Source organism: Micromonospora sp. NPDC049044, from assembly GCF_040649215.1.
GTDB lineage: Bacteria > Actinomycetota > Actinomycetes > Mycobacteriales > Micromonosporaceae > Micromonospora.
This window is the reverse complement of record NZ_JBEZFA010000005.1, coordinates 139,749-157,380: the sequence shown is the minus strand read 5'-3', so window position 1 is coordinate 157,380 and position 17,632 is coordinate 139,749. Positions and strand designations below refer to the sequence as shown.

General features: G+C 70.9%; 15 protein-coding genes. 9 read left to right on the top strand and 6 right to left on the bottom strand.

All coding sequences use genetic code 11. From position 1 onward, the window contains the following. Positions 1-6: 6 nt before the first annotated feature. From folK to folP, 3 genes are read right to left on the bottom strand one after another with little or no spacing between them, the layout of a single operon-like run. The gene (gene folK, locus AB0B85_RS05945) at positions 7-534 is read right to left on the bottom strand and encodes a 2-amino-4-hydroxy-6-hydroxymethyldihydropteridine diphosphokinase (RefSeq protein WP_357404022.1); all 528 of its coding nucleotides are present in this window, start codon (positions 532-534) and stop codon (positions 7-9) included. Next, a complete protein-coding gene (folB, locus tag AB0B85_RS05940) occupies positions 531-899 on the bottom strand; it encodes a dihydroneopterin aldolase (RefSeq protein ID WP_357404020.1) in 369 nt (122 codons plus the stop codon). The genes folK and folB overlap by 4 nt, the downstream gene beginning before the upstream one ends. Continuing rightward, the gene (gene folP, locus AB0B85_RS05935) at positions 896-1,792 is read right to left on the bottom strand and encodes a dihydropteroate synthase (protein ID WP_357404018.1); all 897 of its coding nucleotides are present in this window, start codon (positions 1,790-1,792) and stop codon (positions 896-898) included. Before folP ends, folB begins: the two co-directional genes overlap by 4 nt. A gap of 355 nt (positions 1,793-2,147) precedes the next feature. On the opposite strand from folP, the gene AB0B85_RS05930 reads away from it, so the two are divergent. From AB0B85_RS05930 to AB0B85_RS05900, 7 genes are all read left to right on the top strand, one after another. Next, positions 2,148-2,462 carry a hypothetical protein gene (locus AB0B85_RS05930; RefSeq protein ID WP_357404016.1) on the top strand — a complete coding sequence of 105 codons (315 nt, stop codon included), beginning with the start codon at positions 2,148-2,150 and terminating at the stop codon, positions 2,460-2,462. Positions 2,463-2,475: 13 nt separating this feature from the next. Further along, complete coding sequence (locus AB0B85_RS05925) at positions 2,476-2,838, top strand: hypothetical protein (protein WP_355032620.1); 363 nt, start codon at positions 2,476-2,478, stop codon at positions 2,836-2,838. A gap of 70 nt (positions 2,839-2,908) precedes the next feature. Next, positions 2,909-6,349, top strand: a complete 3,441-nt coding sequence (locus AB0B85_RS05920; RefSeq protein ID WP_357404013.1) for an ATP-binding protein — start codon at positions 2,909-2,911, stop codon at positions 6,347-6,349. Position 6,350: 1 nt separating this feature from the next. Then, positions 6,351-8,306, top strand: coding sequence for an MFS transporter (locus AB0B85_RS05915; protein ID WP_357404011.1), 1,956 nt, complete (start codon positions 6,351-6,353; stop codon positions 8,304-8,306). Beyond that, a complete protein-coding gene (locus tag AB0B85_RS05910) occupies positions 8,303-8,863 on the top strand; it encodes a hypothetical protein (RefSeq protein ID WP_357404010.1) in 561 nt (186 codons plus the stop codon). The genes AB0B85_RS05915 and AB0B85_RS05910 overlap by 4 nt, the downstream gene beginning before the upstream one ends. Before the next feature lie 2 nt (positions 8,864-8,865). Then, on the top strand, positions 8,866-10,035 hold the full coding sequence (locus tag AB0B85_RS05905; protein ID WP_357404160.1) for a M23 family metallopeptidase: 1,170 nt from the start codon (positions 8,866-8,868) through the stop codon (positions 10,033-10,035). Positions 10,036-10,048: 13 nt separating this feature from the next. Further along, on the top strand, positions 10,049-10,648 hold the full coding sequence (locus tag AB0B85_RS05900) for a hypothetical protein (protein ID WP_357404158.1): 600 nt from the start codon (positions 10,049-10,051) through the stop codon (positions 10,646-10,648). A 2-nt stretch (positions 10,649-10,650) separates the two neighbouring features. Here the strand turns inward: AB0B85_RS05900 and AB0B85_RS05895 are convergent, their stop codons facing one another. Continuing rightward, positions 10,651-11,214: a hypothetical protein gene (locus AB0B85_RS05895; RefSeq protein WP_357404008.1), complete on the bottom strand. Its 564-nt coding sequence runs from the start codon at positions 11,212-11,214 to the stop codon at positions 10,651-10,653. A gap of 194 nt (positions 11,215-11,408) precedes the next feature. Between AB0B85_RS05895 and AB0B85_RS05890 the strand changes: the two genes are divergently transcribed. Together AB0B85_RS05890 and AB0B85_RS05885 are read left to right on the top strand one after the other, a co-directional pair. Then, positions 11,409-13,997 carry an FtsK/SpoIIIE domain-containing protein gene (locus AB0B85_RS05890; RefSeq protein ID WP_357404006.1) on the top strand — a complete coding sequence of 863 codons (2,589 nt, stop codon included), beginning with the start codon at positions 11,409-11,411 and terminating at the stop codon, positions 13,995-13,997. A gap of 1 nt (position 13,998) precedes the next feature. Continuing rightward, positions 13,999-14,718, top strand: a complete 720-nt coding sequence (locus AB0B85_RS05885) for a hypothetical protein (protein ID WP_357404004.1) — start codon at positions 13,999-14,001, stop codon at positions 14,716-14,718. A gap of 152 nt (positions 14,719-14,870) precedes the next feature. Here the strand turns inward: AB0B85_RS05885 and folE are convergent, their stop codons facing one another. Both folE and ftsH read right to left on the bottom strand, forming a co-directional pair. After that, positions 14,871-15,536: a GTP cyclohydrolase I FolE gene (gene folE / locus AB0B85_RS05880; protein ID WP_357404156.1), complete on the bottom strand. Its 666-nt coding sequence runs from the start codon at positions 15,534-15,536 to the stop codon at positions 14,871-14,873. Positions 15,537-15,571: 35 nt separating this feature from the next. Further along, a complete protein-coding gene (ftsH, locus tag AB0B85_RS05875; protein WP_357404002.1) occupies positions 15,572-17,590 on the bottom strand; it encodes an ATP-dependent zinc metalloprotease FtsH in 2,019 nt (672 codons plus the stop codon). Positions 17,591-17,632 lie beyond the last annotated feature (42 nt).

The following is a 17,632-nucleotide window of genomic DNA, read 5'->3' as shown; positions in this document are numbered from 1 at the left end:
GCTCGGTCATGCCGTCGACTCTAACGCCAACTCGGGCCGGGGACGCAGTTCCAGCGCGTCGTCCGCCGCGGGGCCGGTGGTGAGCAGATCGGTAAGCCAACCGTGGCCGGGCAACCGACCGTAGGGCTGGATGTCGATCCACGGCCGCAGCACGAAGGCCCGCAGGTGCGCCCGGGGGTGCGGCAGGGTCAACTCCTGCTCGTCGCTGAACACCGGCTCGTCGTCGTCGCCCCAGACCGCGATCACGTCCACGTCGAGGGTGCGCGGCCCGAACCGCCGCTGCGGGTCCCGGACCCGGCCGGCCGCCCGCTCCGCGTCGCGAGCCCGCTCCAGCCAGTCGCGGGGGGTCGCGGTCGCGTCCTGGGCGAGCACCACCGCGTTGAGGTACGCGGGCTGGTCGGCGTCGCCCCACGGTGGAGTCTCGTACACCCCGGAGGTCACCAGAACGGCGTCGCCGAGCGTGGCGACCGCGGTGCGCAGGTGGCCCAGCCGGTCGCCCAGGTTGCTGCCGAGCGACAGCACGGCCCGGGTCACCGGCCCCTCGCCCGGGTCATGGTGACCGCCACGTCGGTGAAGGTGTGCGGCACCGGGGCCTCCGGTTTGTGCACAGTGACAGTGGCGGTGCGCACCCGCTCGTCGGCCAGGCAGACAGTGAGGAGTCGATCGGCGAGGGTTTCGATCAGGTTCACCGGCTCGCCGGTCACCACCGCCACCAGGCGTTCGGCCAACTCGCCGTAGTGGACGGTGTCGGTGACGTCGTCGCTGGCGGCGGCCGGGCCGAGGTCCAACTCCAGGACGGCGTCGACAACGAAGTCCTGCCCCTGTTCGCGTTCGAAGTCGTACACCCCGTGCCGGCCGCGCGCCCGCAGTCCGGTCAGGTGGATCCGGTCCGTCGTCATCGCCGTACCCCATGCTCGTGATCGTGATGCGCTCGCTCCGTGCCGTGCCCCGCCACGACCATGCGCGGGCTGCCGGTGGCGGTCCAGACGGCCAGCGCGTCGACGGTGGCCCGCACGTCGTGTACGCGGACGCCCCAGGCGCCCGCGGCGACGGCCAGCACGCTGGTGGCCACCGTGGCCGCCTCCCGCTGGGCGGTCGGTCGTGGGGTGCCGTCCGGGGCGGCGAGCAACCCACCGAGGTACGACTTGCGGCTGGCCCCGAAGAGCAGCGGACAGCCGAGATCCAGCAGCTCCGGCAGCCGGGCGCTGAGTTCCCAGTTGTGCGCGGCGGTCTTGGCGAAACCGAGCCCCGGATCGACGATGAGGCGGTCGGCGGCCACCCCGGCGGCCAGCGCCGCGTCGATCCGTTGGGCCAGTTCGGCCCGGACGTCGGCCACCACGTCGCCGTAACTGGCCAGGTCGCGCATCGCCCGGGAGTGGCCCCGCCAGTGCATCAGCACCCAGGGGCAGCGCGCGTCGCGAACCACGCGGGCCATGTCCGGGTCGGCCAGCCCGCCGGAGACGTCGTTGACCACCGCCGCCCCGGCCGACAGGGCCGCCTCCGCCACCCGGGCGCGACTGGTGTCGATGCTCACCGACACGCCGGCGGCCGTCAACTCGCGGATGACCGGCAGCACCCGGGCGACCTCGGTCGCGGCGTCGATCCGTTCGGCGCCCGGACGGGTCGACTCGCCGCCGATGTCGATGAGGTGCGCACCGGCGTCGCGCAGACGGACGCCGTGTCCGACGGCCGAGTCGAGGTCGGCGTACCGTCCGCCGTCGGAGAAGGAGTCCGGCGTGACGTTGAGGACGCCCATCACCACCGGCCCCGAGGCCCGCACCAGATCGGTCACGACTAGACGGTACCGGTCGCGGCAGCGGCGCCGACCGGCCCGGGTCGGCTCAACCGACCACCCCTGACGTGCTCGTTAGAACAGGTGTACGATCGGTCATTCGGGCGGCATCGGGCAGTCCCTTCGCGGCTTGTCGCAATCCGGGGCGGCCCGTACGCTTTGGAATTGGCCAGCATCGAGATGGCGAAGCTTGGAGGGAGGGCCGAAGCGGGGAAAATCCGCCCAAACCTCGCCACCCTCCGTGGTGAGTAACGAACGCAGGGTCAAGAACGCCATGCCCTGAGGAGCAGATTTCCCGTCCGGCTTGCCTATCGCACCGCCGCGGCACCGCCGGCCGCGCTATGGGGAGGTTCCAGTGATCGCCTTCGAGCTCATGGAGACGGCGTCTTCCAACGTCGCCCACGCGCTCTCCACCCTGGCGTCGACTCCGCTCGCGGAGCCGGCCCCGAAGGGGATCGACACCAACGGTGTCGTCACCTTCTTCGCCAGCAAGATCGCGCCGATCCTGCTTGCCGTCCTGGGCGTCATCTTCATCGGCCGAGCCAGCCGCGGCGAGATCTCCAAAGTGCTTACCAGCTCCGCGATCGCGATCGTCGGGCTCGCCTTCATCGCCGGCGCGGCAACGCTCTTCTTCGTCGGCGATTACCTGATCGACCTGATCTTCGAATAGGCGCGTTCACCAGATGCGGCTGCGCACCGACGACGACATCTACCGGGCCCGCCTGGTCTACCTCGGGCCGCCCGGTTACACCCTTCCGGTCCACCTGCCCTACGCCCAGTACGGGCTGTTCATCCTGCTGGTCCCCCTCTACATGTTCATCCACTGGCTGTTCACGTTCACTGTCGAGCTCTTCCCGGCCTGGGAGATCGCGCTCGCGATCGTGACCACGTCGTTCATCTTCCGGCACGTCGACCCCGATCGGCCGGCGCGGGTGGTCATCCGCACCGCGCTCACCGACTGGCGGCGCACCCGGGAGCCGGCGATCGAGCAGCGCGACCCGCGCCTGGTCGGCAGCCGGATCAGGATTCGGGAGGAGCTGGCATGACCGGGCGTACGTCGATCGGTTCGTCACACGACGCGGGTGGCAGCCTGCCGCCATCTCCTGAGGCGGTCGCATGAGTCGCTCGTCCACGCCGGATTCTCCGGCCGGCCACCAGCCGGTGCCTGCCGGTCACCGTGCGCAGTCATTCGACTACGGCGATGCCGAGGATGAGGTGGCGCTCGATCCTGCGCTTGTGACATCGCCCGGCCACGGTGCGGTGGGCGTGTTCCAGGCACCCCGGCCGGTCCCCCGGCGGACGCCACCCGCCGAGCCCAGTGCGGTGGCCGCCGGCGAGAACGCCGATATCGACTCGCCCTTCCTGGACCTCTTCGGTGGCGCACGACCCAGCGCCACGCGAGCTGTTTCGGCTGGTCCGAGCACCCAGGAGCAGCCGGCGATCCCACCGCAGGCACCGCCGCAGATCGGCCCGGCACCGGCCCGTCCGAGCCCCGAACTGGAACCACCTTGGCCGCCCGACGACCAGCCCCGCGGCGGACGCCGGCCGGTCGAGCCACGCCACGGCGGTGGCCACCCGGCCAGCGAGTCCCGGGTGCCGCACCAGGCCGGCGACCGGCTGCCGATGGTCCGGCCCTCGGCCGAGCCCGACCGGGCCCCCACCACACCACCGGCCAGCACCGATCCCGTCAACGGGCCGGCAGGCACCACGCCCGGACGCCGGACGCCGGCCCCACCGACGGGTCGGCAGGCGCCGCAGGCAGCCCGACCGGCTGCTCAACCGGCCCGACAAACAGTCCCGGCTGAGCAGCCGGCAAACACCGGGCCCGCGGACCGGCCGGCGCTGGAGCGCACGCCGCGGCGGGTCGCCGACCCGGATCGGGCCGAGGGCTCGGGCACCGAGCCGACCGGACGGGAGATCGCCCCGTCCCGGAAACGTGCCACGAGCCGACTGGACCAACCGACCAAGCCGACCCGGATTCGCGCCCCGAAGATCAAGTTTGGCGATCGGGACCCGTCGGTCGAGCTGGCCATCACCGAGATCGCCGGTCACCTGACATTCACCCCCAACACCGTGACCGCCTGGTACTGGCTGCCCGAGGTCCGCTGGGCGTTCCGACCGGACGCCGAACGTGAAGCGCTGTTGTCAGCCATCTCCGAGCAGTACGCCGGCCTGGCCGGCTTCCGGCTGCACCTGCGGCGCACGACCCGGCCGTTCCCCGCCGACGAGTGGGCGCGCACCATCGACGCACACACCCCCGCGCCGCTCGCCGACGTGCCCGGCACCACCGGTTGGGCCGACCACCTGGTCGCCGCCCAGCGGCACCTGATGGCGGTCAACCACGCCGAGGGACAGACCTACCTGGGCGTCACCTTCGCCCGCCGCTCCCTCGGTGACTCGCTCACCGAGCGGCTGCTGCGCACCTTCGGTCGGGGCACCGCCGAGGGCGAACGCCGCAAACTGGGCCGCACCGTGGAGCAGTTCGACGAGGTGCTCGGCGCGTTCGGCATGCGCGGCCGACGGGTCACCGCCCAGGAGCTGGAGTGGCTGCTCTACCGCTCGGTGGCGCTGTGCATGGCCCCGCCCGGCACCCTCTCCCCCGTTACCGACGGGCACTGGGAACGCGGTGACCTGCTCGCCCTTACCGAACAGGTGGAGCGCTACCGCACCCCGTACGGCTCGACGGTGAAGCTCGTCAACCGGATGACCGGCGAGGAACGGCACGTGGCGGTGCTCGCCGTCGGCCGGATGGAGCCGCTGGAGATCCCCGAGCGGCACGAGCCCTGGCTGCACTTCCACGAGCGGCTGCCGTGGCCGATGGAGATCTCCACCCGCGTCGACATCCTCGGCTCCAATGACTCCTTCCGCAATCTCGAACACCGGCTGCGGATGATCCGCTCGCAACAGCTCGACTACGCCGAGCACGGCATCGACGCGCCTCCGGAGCTGGAGCGACTGGCCAAACGCGCGTTGGTGATCGGCGACGAGATGACCACCGGTCTGCCGGTCGACTCGGCCCGGGCGCACGGCTGGCACCGGATCGCCGTCGGCGGCCGGACCAGGGAGGAGTGCCTGGAGCGGGCCCGCCGGCTCATCCAGCTCTACTCCCGGGAGTTGCGCATCTCCCTGCAACACCCCAAGAGCCAGGACTGGTTGGCCCGCGAGTTCATCCCCGGCGAGCCGATCGCCAACACCGGCTACGTCCGCCGCATGCCGGTGCCACTGCTCGCCGCCGCGCTCCCCCAGGCCGCCTCGAACGTGGGCGACCGCCGGGGAGACCTGATCGGCAGGACGGCCGGCACCTGCCGTCGACCGGTCTTCCTCGACCTGCACTTCCCGATGGAGGTCCGGGAACGCTCCGGGCTGGCGGTCTTCGTCGCCGAACCGGGCGGTGGCAAGTCGACCCTGCTCGGCGCGCTGGGTTACCTGGCCGCCCGCAGAGGTGTCCAGGTGACCCTGCTCGACCCGTCCGGGCCGCTGGCTCGACTCTGCGCGATGCCCGAACTGCGACCGTACTCCCGGGTGTTGAACCTGACCGGCTCCGAGCACGGCACCCTGGCGCCCTACTCACTCATCCCCACCCCGCTGCGTACCGAATTCGCTGCCGGCGCGGCTGGTGACCGCGAGTTCGAGATCGCGGTCTCCAACGCCCGGGCCGAGCGGCGGATGCTGGTCCAGGACATCTGCATGATGCTGGTGCCACCACAGGTGGCCCGTGAGGCGTCCACCGCCACCCTGTTCCGGCACGCGGTCCGGCAGGTCCCCGCCGAAGAGACGTCCACCCTGGACGACGTGGTGAGCTGCCTCGGTCGTCTCGACGACGACGCCGGCAAGGAGCTGGCCAACCTCCTGCTGGACACCGCCGAGATGCCACTGGCCATGCTCTTCTTCGGTCGACCACCGGAAGGGCTGCTCGGCGCCGACGCCGCCCTCACCGTGATCACCATGGCCGGGCTGCGGTTGCCCGACCTCAAGATCGAACGGGAGTACTGGTCCGCCGAGGAAGCGCTGGCCCTGCCGATGCTGCACACCGCGCACCGGCTCGCCGTCCGCCGCTGCTACGGCGGGTCGATGTCCTCACGCAAGCTCGTCGGCCTCGACGAGGCGCACTTCATGGAGGGTTGGCGGTCCGGACGGTCGTTCCTGGTCCGGCTCGCCCGGGACTCCCGCAAGTGGAACCTCGCCGCCCTGGTCGCCTCGCAGAACCCCCGCGACATCCTCGGCCTCGACGTGCAGAACCTGGTCTCCACAGTCTTCGTCGGCCGGATCGCCGAAGACGCCGAGATCGCCTCCGAAGCGCTACGACTGCTGCGGGTGCCGGTCAACGACGGGTACGAAGCCACCCTCGCCTCGCTCTCCGCCGCCGACACCAGCTCCGCCAACCGCCTCGGCTTCCGCGAGTTCGTGATGCGCGACGTCGACGGCCGTGTGCAGAAGGTCCGCGTCGACGTCTCGTACGTCGAAGGGCTCTTGGACCACCTCGACACGACACCCGCCGCGATCGCCGCGGCGGCCGGCGTGCTACCGAGCATCTCCCTGCCGGATCTGGAGGCGTGACATGGCGAGGGCCCGGGCAAGGATCACGTCGTTCCTGCTCACCCTCGGCGTACTGGCCGGGGCCACCCTGTCCTGGCCACTGATCGGCGCGGAGGCCGCAGCCGCCGCACCGCCCGTCGCCCAGGCCCGCGCCGACCTCTGCACGACCAAGGAGTGGCAGGCCGACTTCCGCACCTGCGTGGACAAACTGCAAGCGGTAAGCGAGGACGAGGTCAAGTGTCGTAACGCACCGACCCCAGGAACGCCGGACTCCGGACTCGCCGGCTGGTTCGCCGGCCGCCCAGACTCTGCCAAGGAGCTTGGGCCCAAAGGGCTCTACAGCGACTACGGCTACGCGGGCTACAGCTACCCGACGTACGACATCCCGGGCGGCTGCGCGTCGTCTGTCCTGCATCCGGACTACAAGTTCACCACGACCGTGGCGAATGGCGAGTTCATGATGGCCACCGCGATCGTGGGGGCCTCGAACGCGCTGCGCGAGCGAGCCTGGGATCCGCGATCGATGTGGGGTTGGGCCGACCCGCTGGTGGAGCAGGCGACCAAGGCCGTGTACCAGAAGGTGTTCAGCGTCTTCGGCATCGTCACCCTCTGTGTTGTGGGGCTGTACCTCCTCTGGCGGTCCCGCCAGTCGGACATGAGTAATGCGATGACCACCGCAGGCTGGGCGCTGCTGGTGATGGTCGCGGTCACGGCACTGGCGGCCTGGCCGGTCAAGTCGGCGAATATCGCGGACGGCACCCTGGTCACCAGCCTGGGTGTGGTGCACGATGCCGTGGGTCCCGCAGCCCGGGACACTCCACCTGACCAATGCGACGACTCAACTCCTGGAGCTTGCAAGGACAATCGGCCACCCGCCGTACGAGCCAGTGACACGGCCACCGAGGCAATGCTCTACCGCAACTGGCTACGGGGAGTGCTCGGCTCAGCCGACAGCGAGACCGCCCGCAAGTACGGCCCTGCGCTATACGACGCCAAGGCACTCTCCTGGGACGAAGCCGAGAAACTGCGCGCGAACCCGGCGACCCGGGAAGCGACTATCGCGGCCAAGCAGCAACAGTGGGCGCGGGTGGCCCAACAGATCCAGACCGAGGACCCGGAGGCCTACGAGTACCTCCAGGGCGTACGGGACATGGACCGGGTCGGGGCCGGGTTCATTGCCGTACTGGCCTCGGTGCTCTTCGCCATGTTCGACCTGACCGCGTCGCTGCTGGTCCTACTGGGCTTCCTGATCTTCCGCTGGGCGGTGATCGCCGCTCCGATCCTCGGCACGATCGGGCTGCTTCGGCCGGCCAGTGCTGGGCTGCGGCGCTTGGCGAACGCCGTGGTCGCCGCGGTCTTCAACATCGCCATTTTCGGCACCGGCGCGGCGATCTACCTGTTCGCAGTGGATCTGATCATGAGCACGCCTACCCTGCCCGGTTGGCTCCAGGTCGTGCTTGTCTGGCTCTGCGGGGTGGTCGGCTGGTTGTTGCTGCGCCCGTACCGGCGGATAACCCAGCTGGGCGGCAAGGACAGCAGCGAGGCGGTCAGCTCGGCCGGCTCCTGGCACCGTCGGTTCTTCCGCGACATGCGCGTCGCGGCACGGCTCGACGTGGTGGAGCCCGGCGGCACGGCCGAGCCGGTGGGCGGACGTCGCCGATCGCCGGACGCCGAGCAGACCCGGCTGCGCCCGGAGGCGCGCAGAGAGGACCCGGTGCCGACGCCGGCCGCTCCGGTCGGGGCCCAACGGGCCGGCGACGCGCGACCTGACGGTCGGGAAAACGCTGATGAGGCAACGAAGGAGGGGACGGGAGGCCGGAGCCGTAAGGTCCCACCCCAGCCTCGGCGACGGCAGCCGGCGACCTGGACCGAACCTGACGTGCCAGCCGAGAACCCGTCGTTCGTGGTCTACCGACCGGGCTCCGCTGAGCGCGCGCCGGACCGTACCGGACCGCGGGTGCGCTCAGAGGCGCGGTGACGGCGATGAGACGGGCGCTGGAGTTTCTCTTCACCCGGGCGCTTCGGTCCCGACTGGGAGTGGCGCTGGTGATGGTGGTGCTCATCTTCGGCGTTATCGGGGCTGCCCGCCTGGTCTCCGGTCCGCCAGGTCCGGCGGACGGACTGAGCAACCGGCCGGACCGGCCGATCACCACTGTGGATCCGACGGCCGGTGACGACGGCGTGAAGTCCACCGAGGCGCCGCCATCGCCTGTCACTCCAGCGGGTGCCCGCACCCCCGAGCAGACCGCCGACCGGTTCGCCAAGGCCTGGCTCGGCCAGCCCGGGATGGCCGCCGAACAATGGCATGCCGGCCTGCGCCCGTTGTCGACCCCGGCGTTGACCGACAAGCTGTCCGGCGCCGAACCCAGCGGGGTTCCGGCCGAAGAGGTCACCGGGCCGCCGGAGGTGCGGGCCCGCACCCAGACGTTCGTCGAGGTGCTGCTGCCCCTCGACAGCGGTCGGCTCCGGCTGGAGTTGGTGGCCGCCGCCGACGCCGGCTGGCTGGTCGACGTGGTGGATTGGGAACGGCAATGACCATGGGCGGTGACACGACCCCTCCGCGTCGCCCGCTGCGGATCGGGCTGATCATCACGATCCTCACCGGGGCGTTGCTCCTGCTCTGTTGTACCGGCGGCACCGCCGCGTTCTTCCTCAGTGGGCTCGGTGGCGACGCGGAGAACGGGGACACCCTGGCCGGCTGGGGGTGCGGCCCGATCCGCCCGGTGGACATCGCTGGCGAGCTGCCACGGTTCACCGAGTACGGCGACGCTCAGGTCCGCAACGCCGCGATCATCATCAAGGTCGGCCAGGACCTGGGGGTGCCATCGCGCGGCTGGGTGATCGCTCTGGCCACGGCGATGCAGGAGTCCGCCCTGCGTAACCTGGCCAACAGCGATGTTGCCGCGTCTCTGGCACTGCCACACGAGGGGGTCGGCGCCGACCACGATTCGCTGGGCCTTTTCCAGCAGCGGCCCGGCTGGGGCTCGGTCGCCGAGCGGATGACACCCGCGTACACCGCTCGCAAGTTCTACGAGAAGCTCGTCAAGGTGCGGAGCTGGCAACGTCGGCCACTGACCGTGGTGGCGCAGCAGGTGCAGGTCAGCGCCTATCCAGACGCGTACGCCAAGCACGAGGAGTTGGCCAGCAAGATCGTTGACGCCCTTGCCGGCGGGGCGGCCCGCACCGTCGAGATCAACGGCAAGGCAGTGTGCAACGCTGCCGAGCACGGCGAGATTGCCGCTTCGGGCTGGACCGCCCCGATCCCCGGCGACGTCGGTTCCGGATTCCGGACCGCCGAGCGTCCCAGTCACAACGGGGTCGACATCGGGGCGGCCAAGGGCACCGAGATCCGAGCCGCAGCCGCCGGGCGGGTGCTGGTGGCCCGTTGCGACCCGGACAACCAGGGACGACGGAACTGCGACGTGGACGGGTATCCCGGCAAGGGTGGCTGCGGCTGGTTCGTTGACCTGCTACACGCTGGCGGCAACATCACCCGGTACTGCCACATGGTGGTCCGCCCCCGGGTCGCACCGGACCAGATCGTGCCGGCCGGCGAGGTCATCGGGCAGGTCGGCAGCAGCGGAAACTCGTCGGGGCCCCACCTGCATTTCGAGGTGCACCTGCGCGGCGACCGGTCCAGCCGCGGCGCGATCGATCCGATCCCGTTCATGCGTGAGCGGGGTGCCCCCCTGCGCGCTGCCGAGTGAGGCCGCCACGGGCATGACCGGACCGATGCCGGACCCATTCGCCGACCAGCCCGACTGGGCGCCCCGGCCACCCCGCCCGCTGACCATGGTCCCCGCCACGGACCGGGTCGAGCTACGCGGGCGACGGGTGCTGGTCGGCCTGCCGGGCTTGGGGTGGCGAGGAGACCTGCGCGCGGACGACCGGGTGGTGCAGAGCGCCCGGACCTATGTGCCGGTGATTCCCGAGCACGAGTGGTACCGAGCCGAGGCCGACCAGGTCGAGGTGTTCGCGCCACTGGTGCCGGTGGAACGGGTTTGGGTGGAGACCGTTGGCAGCCGGCCGCAGGCGGACAGCCCTCGCGAAACCGGCATCCGGTTGGTCTCGCTGGACGGCCCGGCGCACCGGGCCCCCATCCCCGTCTTCGAGGCCGACGCCGTCACCGGCCGCCGGGTGGTACACGTCGAGGGCGGTGTGGAGCACCGCGACATGCGGGCAGTCACCGAGACCTACTCGGGTGCCGAAGGGGACATCTGCGTCCGGATCACGCCGGAGGTGGAGTGGTACCGCTGGGCCTGGCGTGGCCAGTCACCCACCACGTTGGAGGTTCCGGTACATCTCCTGTGGATTGAATGATGTCAGCTGGCCCGCGCACCGCCGCAGACTCGCCAGCCATCGTCGTCCTCGACGACGCTAAACGTCCAGTCCTCCCGCCGACCGCTCCGGGGAACGCCATTCGCGGACCCAGCGATGGTCAGCGTCGTGCCGACAGATTCCCCGCCCTGAGACGGCGTCCGGGTCAATGGGCCCCAACTGACTCGAACGGTGACGCCAAACTTCGATTCACGCTGCTCAGTCTCAACTCGGAGATCCCGAACGGCCTGGAGGTCCGACCCGCCCTCGCAGGTGAAGAGGTCTGCTCTCGCGTCGTTGCGGTCGACAAGAAACGCACGCAGATAGTTGTCCACGACCACGTCGGGTGCGCTGCGGTCTGGGGCGGACGCCCGGTGGTAGAGCACCACGCCCGCGATGAGCCCACCGAGGAGGAGCAGTGCGAGCACCCCGGCGACGACCGTGACCACCGTCCGCATTCGACGACGCGGCGGCTGCGTCTCCGGCGGTGCCGGGGCAGGCGGCAGCTGCTCGGATGGGGTCCGTTGGGCCGGTACGTGGGAGACCTGGGAACCGGCGGGGGGCTGCACTGATTCCACCTCCTGACGTTAACGGCTGGACGCTCCGGAGCCAATGCCTCAGATCCAGCGGATCGTGACGGACCCCTACCCATCGGTGAGATCCACGACATCGCTGGCGCAGCGCCGTGCCACCTCCCGGAGGTGCAGCCTCGGCTGGGATACCGTCTCTGCTCGGGAGGGGTTGCCAACCTCGGGCAGAGGGGGTGGACGCGGTGGCCGGTCCGAAGGCACGCACGAACCGCGCTGCTGCCCTGCATCGCCAGGCAGCGGCCGTCGCCACCGCTGCCGCCGGGATCCTGGACGAGATCCGGCCAGCTCCCGCGGACCAGCGTCGCCAGTACGAGCTGGCTGATCGCCTTCGGGTGGTCGCCGCGCGGTTGGCCCCGGGTTGGGCTGGTGCTGCGTTGGACTCGCTCACCGTGAACTCTCCGGCGGGTGACGGCCCGCCGCCGTTCGTCCGGGTCGGCACGGCGGCGCCGTTGGACGATGCTCGCTTTCCCGCGTTGGTGCCGCTGGTTGGCACGGGTCATCTGAGCGTTGACGCTGACGCTCGGGAGCCACGGGTGGCGGGGTTGCTCCGGGCCGTACTGCTGCGGTTGTTGGCGGCGACGCCGGCGGGTGCGTTGTTGATTCGCGCGGTGGATGCCACGGGTTCGGCGCTGGCCCCGTTCGGCTCGCTCGCTGACGCTGGCCTGCTGCCGCCGCCTGCGGTGGACCTGGCGGGGCTGCGCGCAGTGCTGACGGAGGCGGAGCAGTGGGTCACGCCGGGGGCGAGTGGACGACGTCGGCACGATCGCACGCTGTTGCTCGTGTTCGCCGCTCTGCCGGAGTCGACAGGTCCGACCGATCTGGTCCGGATCGAGGCGCTCGCCGAGCAGGGGCCTGCCGCCGGTCTGCATCTGGTGGTGGCCGGCTGGCCTCCGGCCGGCCCGTACGCGACGCGGGCCGCGCTGCCGCACAGCACACCGCTGGCGCTGCGCAACGCGTACGCGCTGCTCGGTGACCCGCCGAGGGCGTCCTTCGCGAGTCCGGGCGCGGACCCGCCGGGCGGACTGAACTCGCCGGTCTTCGTCGAGGTGGACCCACCGGTTGAGCTGGTCGACGCGGTGTGTCGACGGTTGGCCGAGCAGGTGGAGGCCGGCTCGCGGTTGGGGTTGGCGGCGCTGTTGCCGCCGACGGGTGAGCGTCTGTGGGAGTCGGAGTCCGTCGATGGGTTGACCACCACAGTGGGTGATGCCGGGGGGCGGTCGGTGCCGCTTGGTTTCAGCGAACTGACCCCGCACTGGTTGGTCAGTGGGCGGTCCGCGGCGGGTCGCGCGGCGTTCCTGACCACCGCGTTGCTGGGGTTGGCCGCCCGGTACGGCCCGGACGAGTTGGCGTTCTACCTGGTGGATCTCGGCGACGGTGAGTCGTTCGTGGAGTTTCTGCAGACGGAGCGGGACCGGTCGTGGATCCCGCAGGTGCGCGCTGCCGCGATGGCCGCCGACCGGGAGTACGTCCGGGACCTGCTCGACGAGTTGACGGCCGAGGTGCAGCGCCGGGCGGAGGCTGGGGCGCGCGCGGGTGGTCAACGTTTCGCCGAGCTGCGTCAGCACCAGCCGCTGCCCCGGATCGTCTGTGTGTTGGACAATGTGCCATTGCTCTTCGCCGAGCGGGACCGGTTGGCTGCTGATCTGGCCGCACAGTTGGACGGGCTGGCTCGGGCCGGCCGGGCGTACGGCGTGCACCTGGTGTTGGCCGGTGCGGGCGAGCTGGGGTTGGGCACCCGGACCGATGGGGGTCATCGGGATTCGGTGCTCGGGCAGTTTCCGGTGCGGGTGGCGCTGCCCGGCGGCAGCCCGGTGTTGGAGCCGACGAACGATTCGGCCGCCGGTCTGCCGGTGGGCAGCGCGGTGGTGAACACCGCAGGCGGGCTCGGCGGTCCCCGGGGCGCGATCCGAGGTCATGAACGGCTGATCCGGCACCCTGATCCGCAGGACCACCCGGCGGTGGTGGAGGAGTTGCGGCACGAGTTGTGGGCCGCTCGGCCGGCCGGGGCGGTGCCGCCTGTGGTCTTCGCCGGCTATGCTCGCCCGCTGCTCGGCAACGATCCACGGCATCGGGCGGCGTTGGCGGGGCAGGCGCACGGGCCGGCGGCCCTGCTGGGTCGCGCGGTGGACGTGGCCCGTTCGACGGTCGCCGTGCCGTTGGGTCCGGCTGCGGGCCGCAACCTCGCGGTACTCGGGTCCGGTGCCGCGGCGGGCGGGTTGCTGGCGACGGCGGTTCGGAGCACCGCGGACCATCATGCGCCGGGCACCGCCCGGTTCCTGGTGGCGGCGCCGGATCCGGGCGCTCGGGCGCTGGCGAAGGCGTTGACGGCGGAGTTGGCCACCCGGCATTCGGCCGAGTTGGTGGATCTGCCGACGCTGCTGGCCGCCCCGGCCGACGAGCTGCCGACGTACCTGGTGGCCTTCGGGCTGGACCGGCCGGGCCCCCGGGAGCTGCCGGTGGACCGGTTGCGTGCGCTGCTCCGCAACGGGCCGCCGACGGGAAGACACGTGTTGGGTTGGTGGCGGGCGGTGCCCCCGTTCGCCGCGCTTGTCGAGCCGGCGGGAGAGGTCGACAAGTTGGCCGCCGTGGTCGTGCTTGACGTTCCGGTCGCGCAGCTCACCGCGGTCCTGGGTCGGGCGGTGGAATGGCAGCCTCGCCCTGACCGGGCGGTGCTCTGGGACGGTCCGGACGAGCGGGGCACGGTCCTGGTGCCGTTCGCCGACGAGGCCGGGTCCTCCGGTGACACGGACCGGGGGTGTTGAGATGAGTCCGGAGGCGACGGTGACCGGGCCGGGCCGGCAGCGGGTCGCCGCGACGGCTGGGGACGCCACCCAGCCGGCGGGCGAGCAGGGGTCGGCGTGGGCGGAATACCTGGCCGCGGCCCGCCAACTGGACGGGGTACGCCGCAGTGCGGCTGCGGCCGCCGGTGAGCAGGCCCGGTCGGCGGAGACCGCCCGGGAGGAGCTGATGGTGGTCCGTACCGGGCTGGCGAGCCAGCAGGAACGGCTGCGCGAGTTGGGCGTACCGGCGATCTCCCTGGTGCCGTCGCCTCCGGAGCTGACCGAGGCGTCCCGGTCGATGGCGGGCGGTCCGGCGGCCGTGCTGGCGGCGCTACGGGTCGCGCGGGGTCGGGCCGAGGCGGCGGACGCGGCCCTGGCGGCGCGGCGCCGGTTCCGGCCGGCGTCGTGGCCGGCGCGGGTGCGCAACCTGCTGGTGTACGGGCCGTTGGCGCTTGTGGTACCGCTGATCCAGGTCGCGGTCTGGGCGGCGACGGGGGTGGGGGCGGCAAGTGTGGCCGCGTTGATCTGCGGGCTGCCGATGCCCGCGGTCGCGCTCGTCGCCGGTTGGGTGGGGATCGGGCGGTTGTTCCGGGTGAGCCCCACCGAGCGACTGGACCGCACTGTGCGTTTCGGAGCGCTCGTGTGCCTGGTGCCGGCGGTGCTGGTGACGGCGGGCCTGCTGCTGGTCCTGCTCGCCGGCTGACCTGCCCGGCCGGCGATGGGCAGAAGAGCCGAGCGGCAGGAAAGGCAACGGCCGGCTGACCTGCCTGGCCGGCGATGGGCAGAGGAGCCGATCGGGCGGAATGGCAACGGCCGGCCAGCCCCGCAGGGTCGGCCGGCCGGTGCGTCGGACGGTCAGCGCGGGATGATCAGCGCCATTGCCTCGGCACGGGACTTGGAGTCCGTCTGCAGGATGCCGCGCACCGCTGACGTGATGGTCTTGGCACCGGATTTTTGGATGCCGCGCATCGCCATGCACATGTGCTCGCACTCAAGCACCACGACGACGCCGCGCGGGGCGAGTTTGCTCATCAGCAGGTCGGCGACCTGTGAGGTGAGCCGTTCCTGCACCTGGGGTCGGCGGGCGAAGACCTCGACCAGTCGGGCCAGCTTGGACAGTCCGGTGATCCGTCCGTCCGGCCCGGGGATGTAACCGATGTGCGCGCTGCCGCGGAACGGCAGCAGGTGGTGCTCGCAGAGGCTCATCACGTCGATGTCCCGGACGATGACCAGCTCTTCGTGGTTGGCCTCGAAGGTGGTGCTGAGCACCTGGGTGGGGTCGACCCGCAGGCCGGCGAAGAGTTCGGCGTACGCGCGGGCGACCCGGGCCGGGGTCTGCTGGAGTCCGTCGCGGTCCGGGTCCTCGCCGACGGCGATCAGGATCTCGCGGACGGCCTTCTCGATCCGGCCCAGGTCGACGGCGTCCTCGACCGGGCGACCGGTCAACCTACCGCTGATCAGGCGGGCGGCGACGTAGTCGAGCCCGTCGTCGCCGTCGGGTTCGGTCGCGGAGACGGCCAGCTCCCGGTGGGGGGAGCTGGCCGTCGGGTCGTTGCTCAGTGCGTGCCGTCCGAGTTGTTGGACGGCGTCCCGCCACCGACTGACGCCTGCGCGCCGTCGGCCTGGGCCTGCGCCTTGAGCTTGTCCTTCTCCGCAGGGGTGAGCACGGGCGGCTCGGTGGAGGGCTGGCGCTTACCGAAGCCGTTGTAGGGCGCCAGCGGCGGACGCTTGACCACCCGGGAACCGATCCGCGCCATGTCGGCGGTGGAGAGGGTTTCCTTCTCGATCAGCTCGAGCACGATGTTGTCCAGGACGTCCCGGTATTCCACCAGGATCTCCCAGGCCTCGTCGTGCGCCAGCTCGACGAGGGCTCGCATCTCGCCGTCGATCTCGGCGGCCACCGCGTCCGAGTAGTCCCGCTCGTGGCCCATGTTGCGGCCGAGGAACGGCTCGTCTCCGCTGGTGCCGTACTTGATGGCACCGAGTTTCGAGCTCATGCCGTACTGGGTGATCATCGCGCGGGCCAGTTGGGTGGCCTTCTCGATGTCGTTGCCGGCACCGGTGGTGGGCTCGTGGAAGACCAGCTCCTCGGCGGCCCGACCGCCCAGCGCGTACGCCAGGGTGTCGATCATCTCGGCGCGGGTCTGGGTGTACTTGTCCTCGGTGGGGAGCACCAGGGTGTGGCCCAGCGAGCGACCACGGGACAGGATCGTCACCTTGTGCACCGGGGCGGCGTGCGGCAGTGCCCAGGCGACAAGCGCGTGCCCAGCCTCGTGGTACGCGGTGATCTTCTTTTCCTGGTCGCTCATCACCCGGGTCCGTCGCTGCGGACCAGCGATCACCCGGTCGATCGACTCTTCGAGCGAGTCGTTGCTGATCGCCCGCTGGTCCTTGCGGGCGGTGAGCAGGGCCGACTCGTTGATCACGTTGGCCAGGTCGGCGCCGCTGAAGCCGGGGGTACGCCGGGCCACCGAGTCGAGGTCGACGTCGGGGGTGAACGGCTTGCCCTTGGCGTGCACCCGCAGGATGGCCTTGCGGCCCTCCATGTCGGGGGCGTCCACCGGGATCTGCCTGTCGAACCGGCCCGGGCGCAGCAGCGCCGGGTCGAGGATGTCCGGCCGGTTGGTGGCCGCGATCAGGATGACGCCGCCCTTGGTGTCGAAGCCGTCCATCTCGACGAGCAGCTGATTGAGCGTCTGCTCGCGCTCGTCGTGACCGCCGCCCATGCCGGCGCCACGGTGTCGACCGACGGCGTCGATCTCGTCGACGAAGACGATCGCCGGGGCGTTCGTCTTGGCCTGCTCGAAGAGGTCGCGGACCCGGCTGGCGCCGACACCGACGAACATCTCCACGAAGTCAGAGCCGGAGATGGAGTAGAACGGCACCCCGGCCTCACCGGCGACGGCGCGGGCCAGCAGCGTCTTGCCCGTTCCGGGCGGGCCGAAGAGCAGCACACCCTTGGGGATCTTGGCGCCCAGGGCCTGGTACTTGGCCGGGTTCTGGAGGAAGTCCTTGATCTCGTGCAGCTCTTCGACTGCCTCCTCGGCACCCGCGACGTCCGCGAAGGTCGTCTTCGGAGTGTCCTTGGTGATCATCTTCGCCTTGGACTTGCCGAAGTTGAGCACCCGGGAGCCGCCGCCCTGCATCTGCGACATGAAGAACAGCAGCAGGAGGACGAGCAACGCGATCGGCAGCAGGTTGACGAGCAGGCTCACCCAGATGCTGTCCGACGAGACCTTGGCGTCGGCCGGGCCGGTGACCCGGTTGGCCGCCTTGGCGTCCAGCACCTCGTTCCAGATCTCGTCACCGGCCTGGTACGGGAACTGAGCCTCGATCTTGTTGGTCTCGGTCTTGCCGAACTTGGTCTTCTCGGCCAGGTCCAGCTGGAGCGTCTGCTCCTTGTCCTGGAAGACCACCTTGTTGATCTTGGCGGTGTGGAGCTGATCGAGCGCAACGGAAGTGTCCACGCGGTGGTAGCTGGGACCAGCGGTGAACAGCTGACTGAGCACAACTGCGCCGAGGATGACCAGGATGATCCAGACCACCGGTCGGCGGAAGAAACGCGTACGTTCCATACTGTTGTCGAGCGCCGGAGCGCCCGCATCCTCCTGATCGAC

Bases quoted from the DNA above. Each gene is read 5' to 3' on its own strand.
- folB (WP_357404020.1), bottom strand. From the start codon at position 899: ATGACGACGGACCGGATCCACCTGACCGGACTGCGGGCGCGCGGCCGG.
- AB0B85_RS05925 (WP_355032620.1), top strand. From the start codon at position 2,476: ATGCGGCTGCGCACCGACGACGACATCTACCGGGCCCGCCTGGTCTAC.
- AB0B85_RS05920 (WP_357404013.1), top strand. From the start codon at position 2,909: ATGAGTCGCTCGTCCACGCCGGATTCTCCGGCCGGCCACCAGCCGGTG.
- AB0B85_RS05915 (WP_357404011.1), top strand. From the start codon at position 6,351: ATGGCGAGGGCCCGGGCAAGGATCACGTCGTTCCTGCTCACCCTCGGC.
- AB0B85_RS05905 (WP_357404160.1), top strand. From the start codon at position 8,866: ATGGGCGGTGACACGACCCCTCCGCGTCGCCCGCTGCGGATCGGGCTG.
- AB0B85_RS05900 (WP_357404158.1), top strand. From the start codon at position 10,049: ATGACCGGACCGATGCCGGACCCATTCGCCGACCAGCCCGACTGGGCG.
- AB0B85_RS05885 (WP_357404004.1), top strand. From the start codon at position 13,999: ATGAGTCCGGAGGCGACGGTGACCGGGCCGGGCCGGCAGCGGGTCGCC.
- ftsH (WP_357404002.1), bottom strand. From the start codon at position 17,590: ATGGAACGTACGCGTTTCTTCCGCCGACCGGTGGTCTGGATCATCCTG.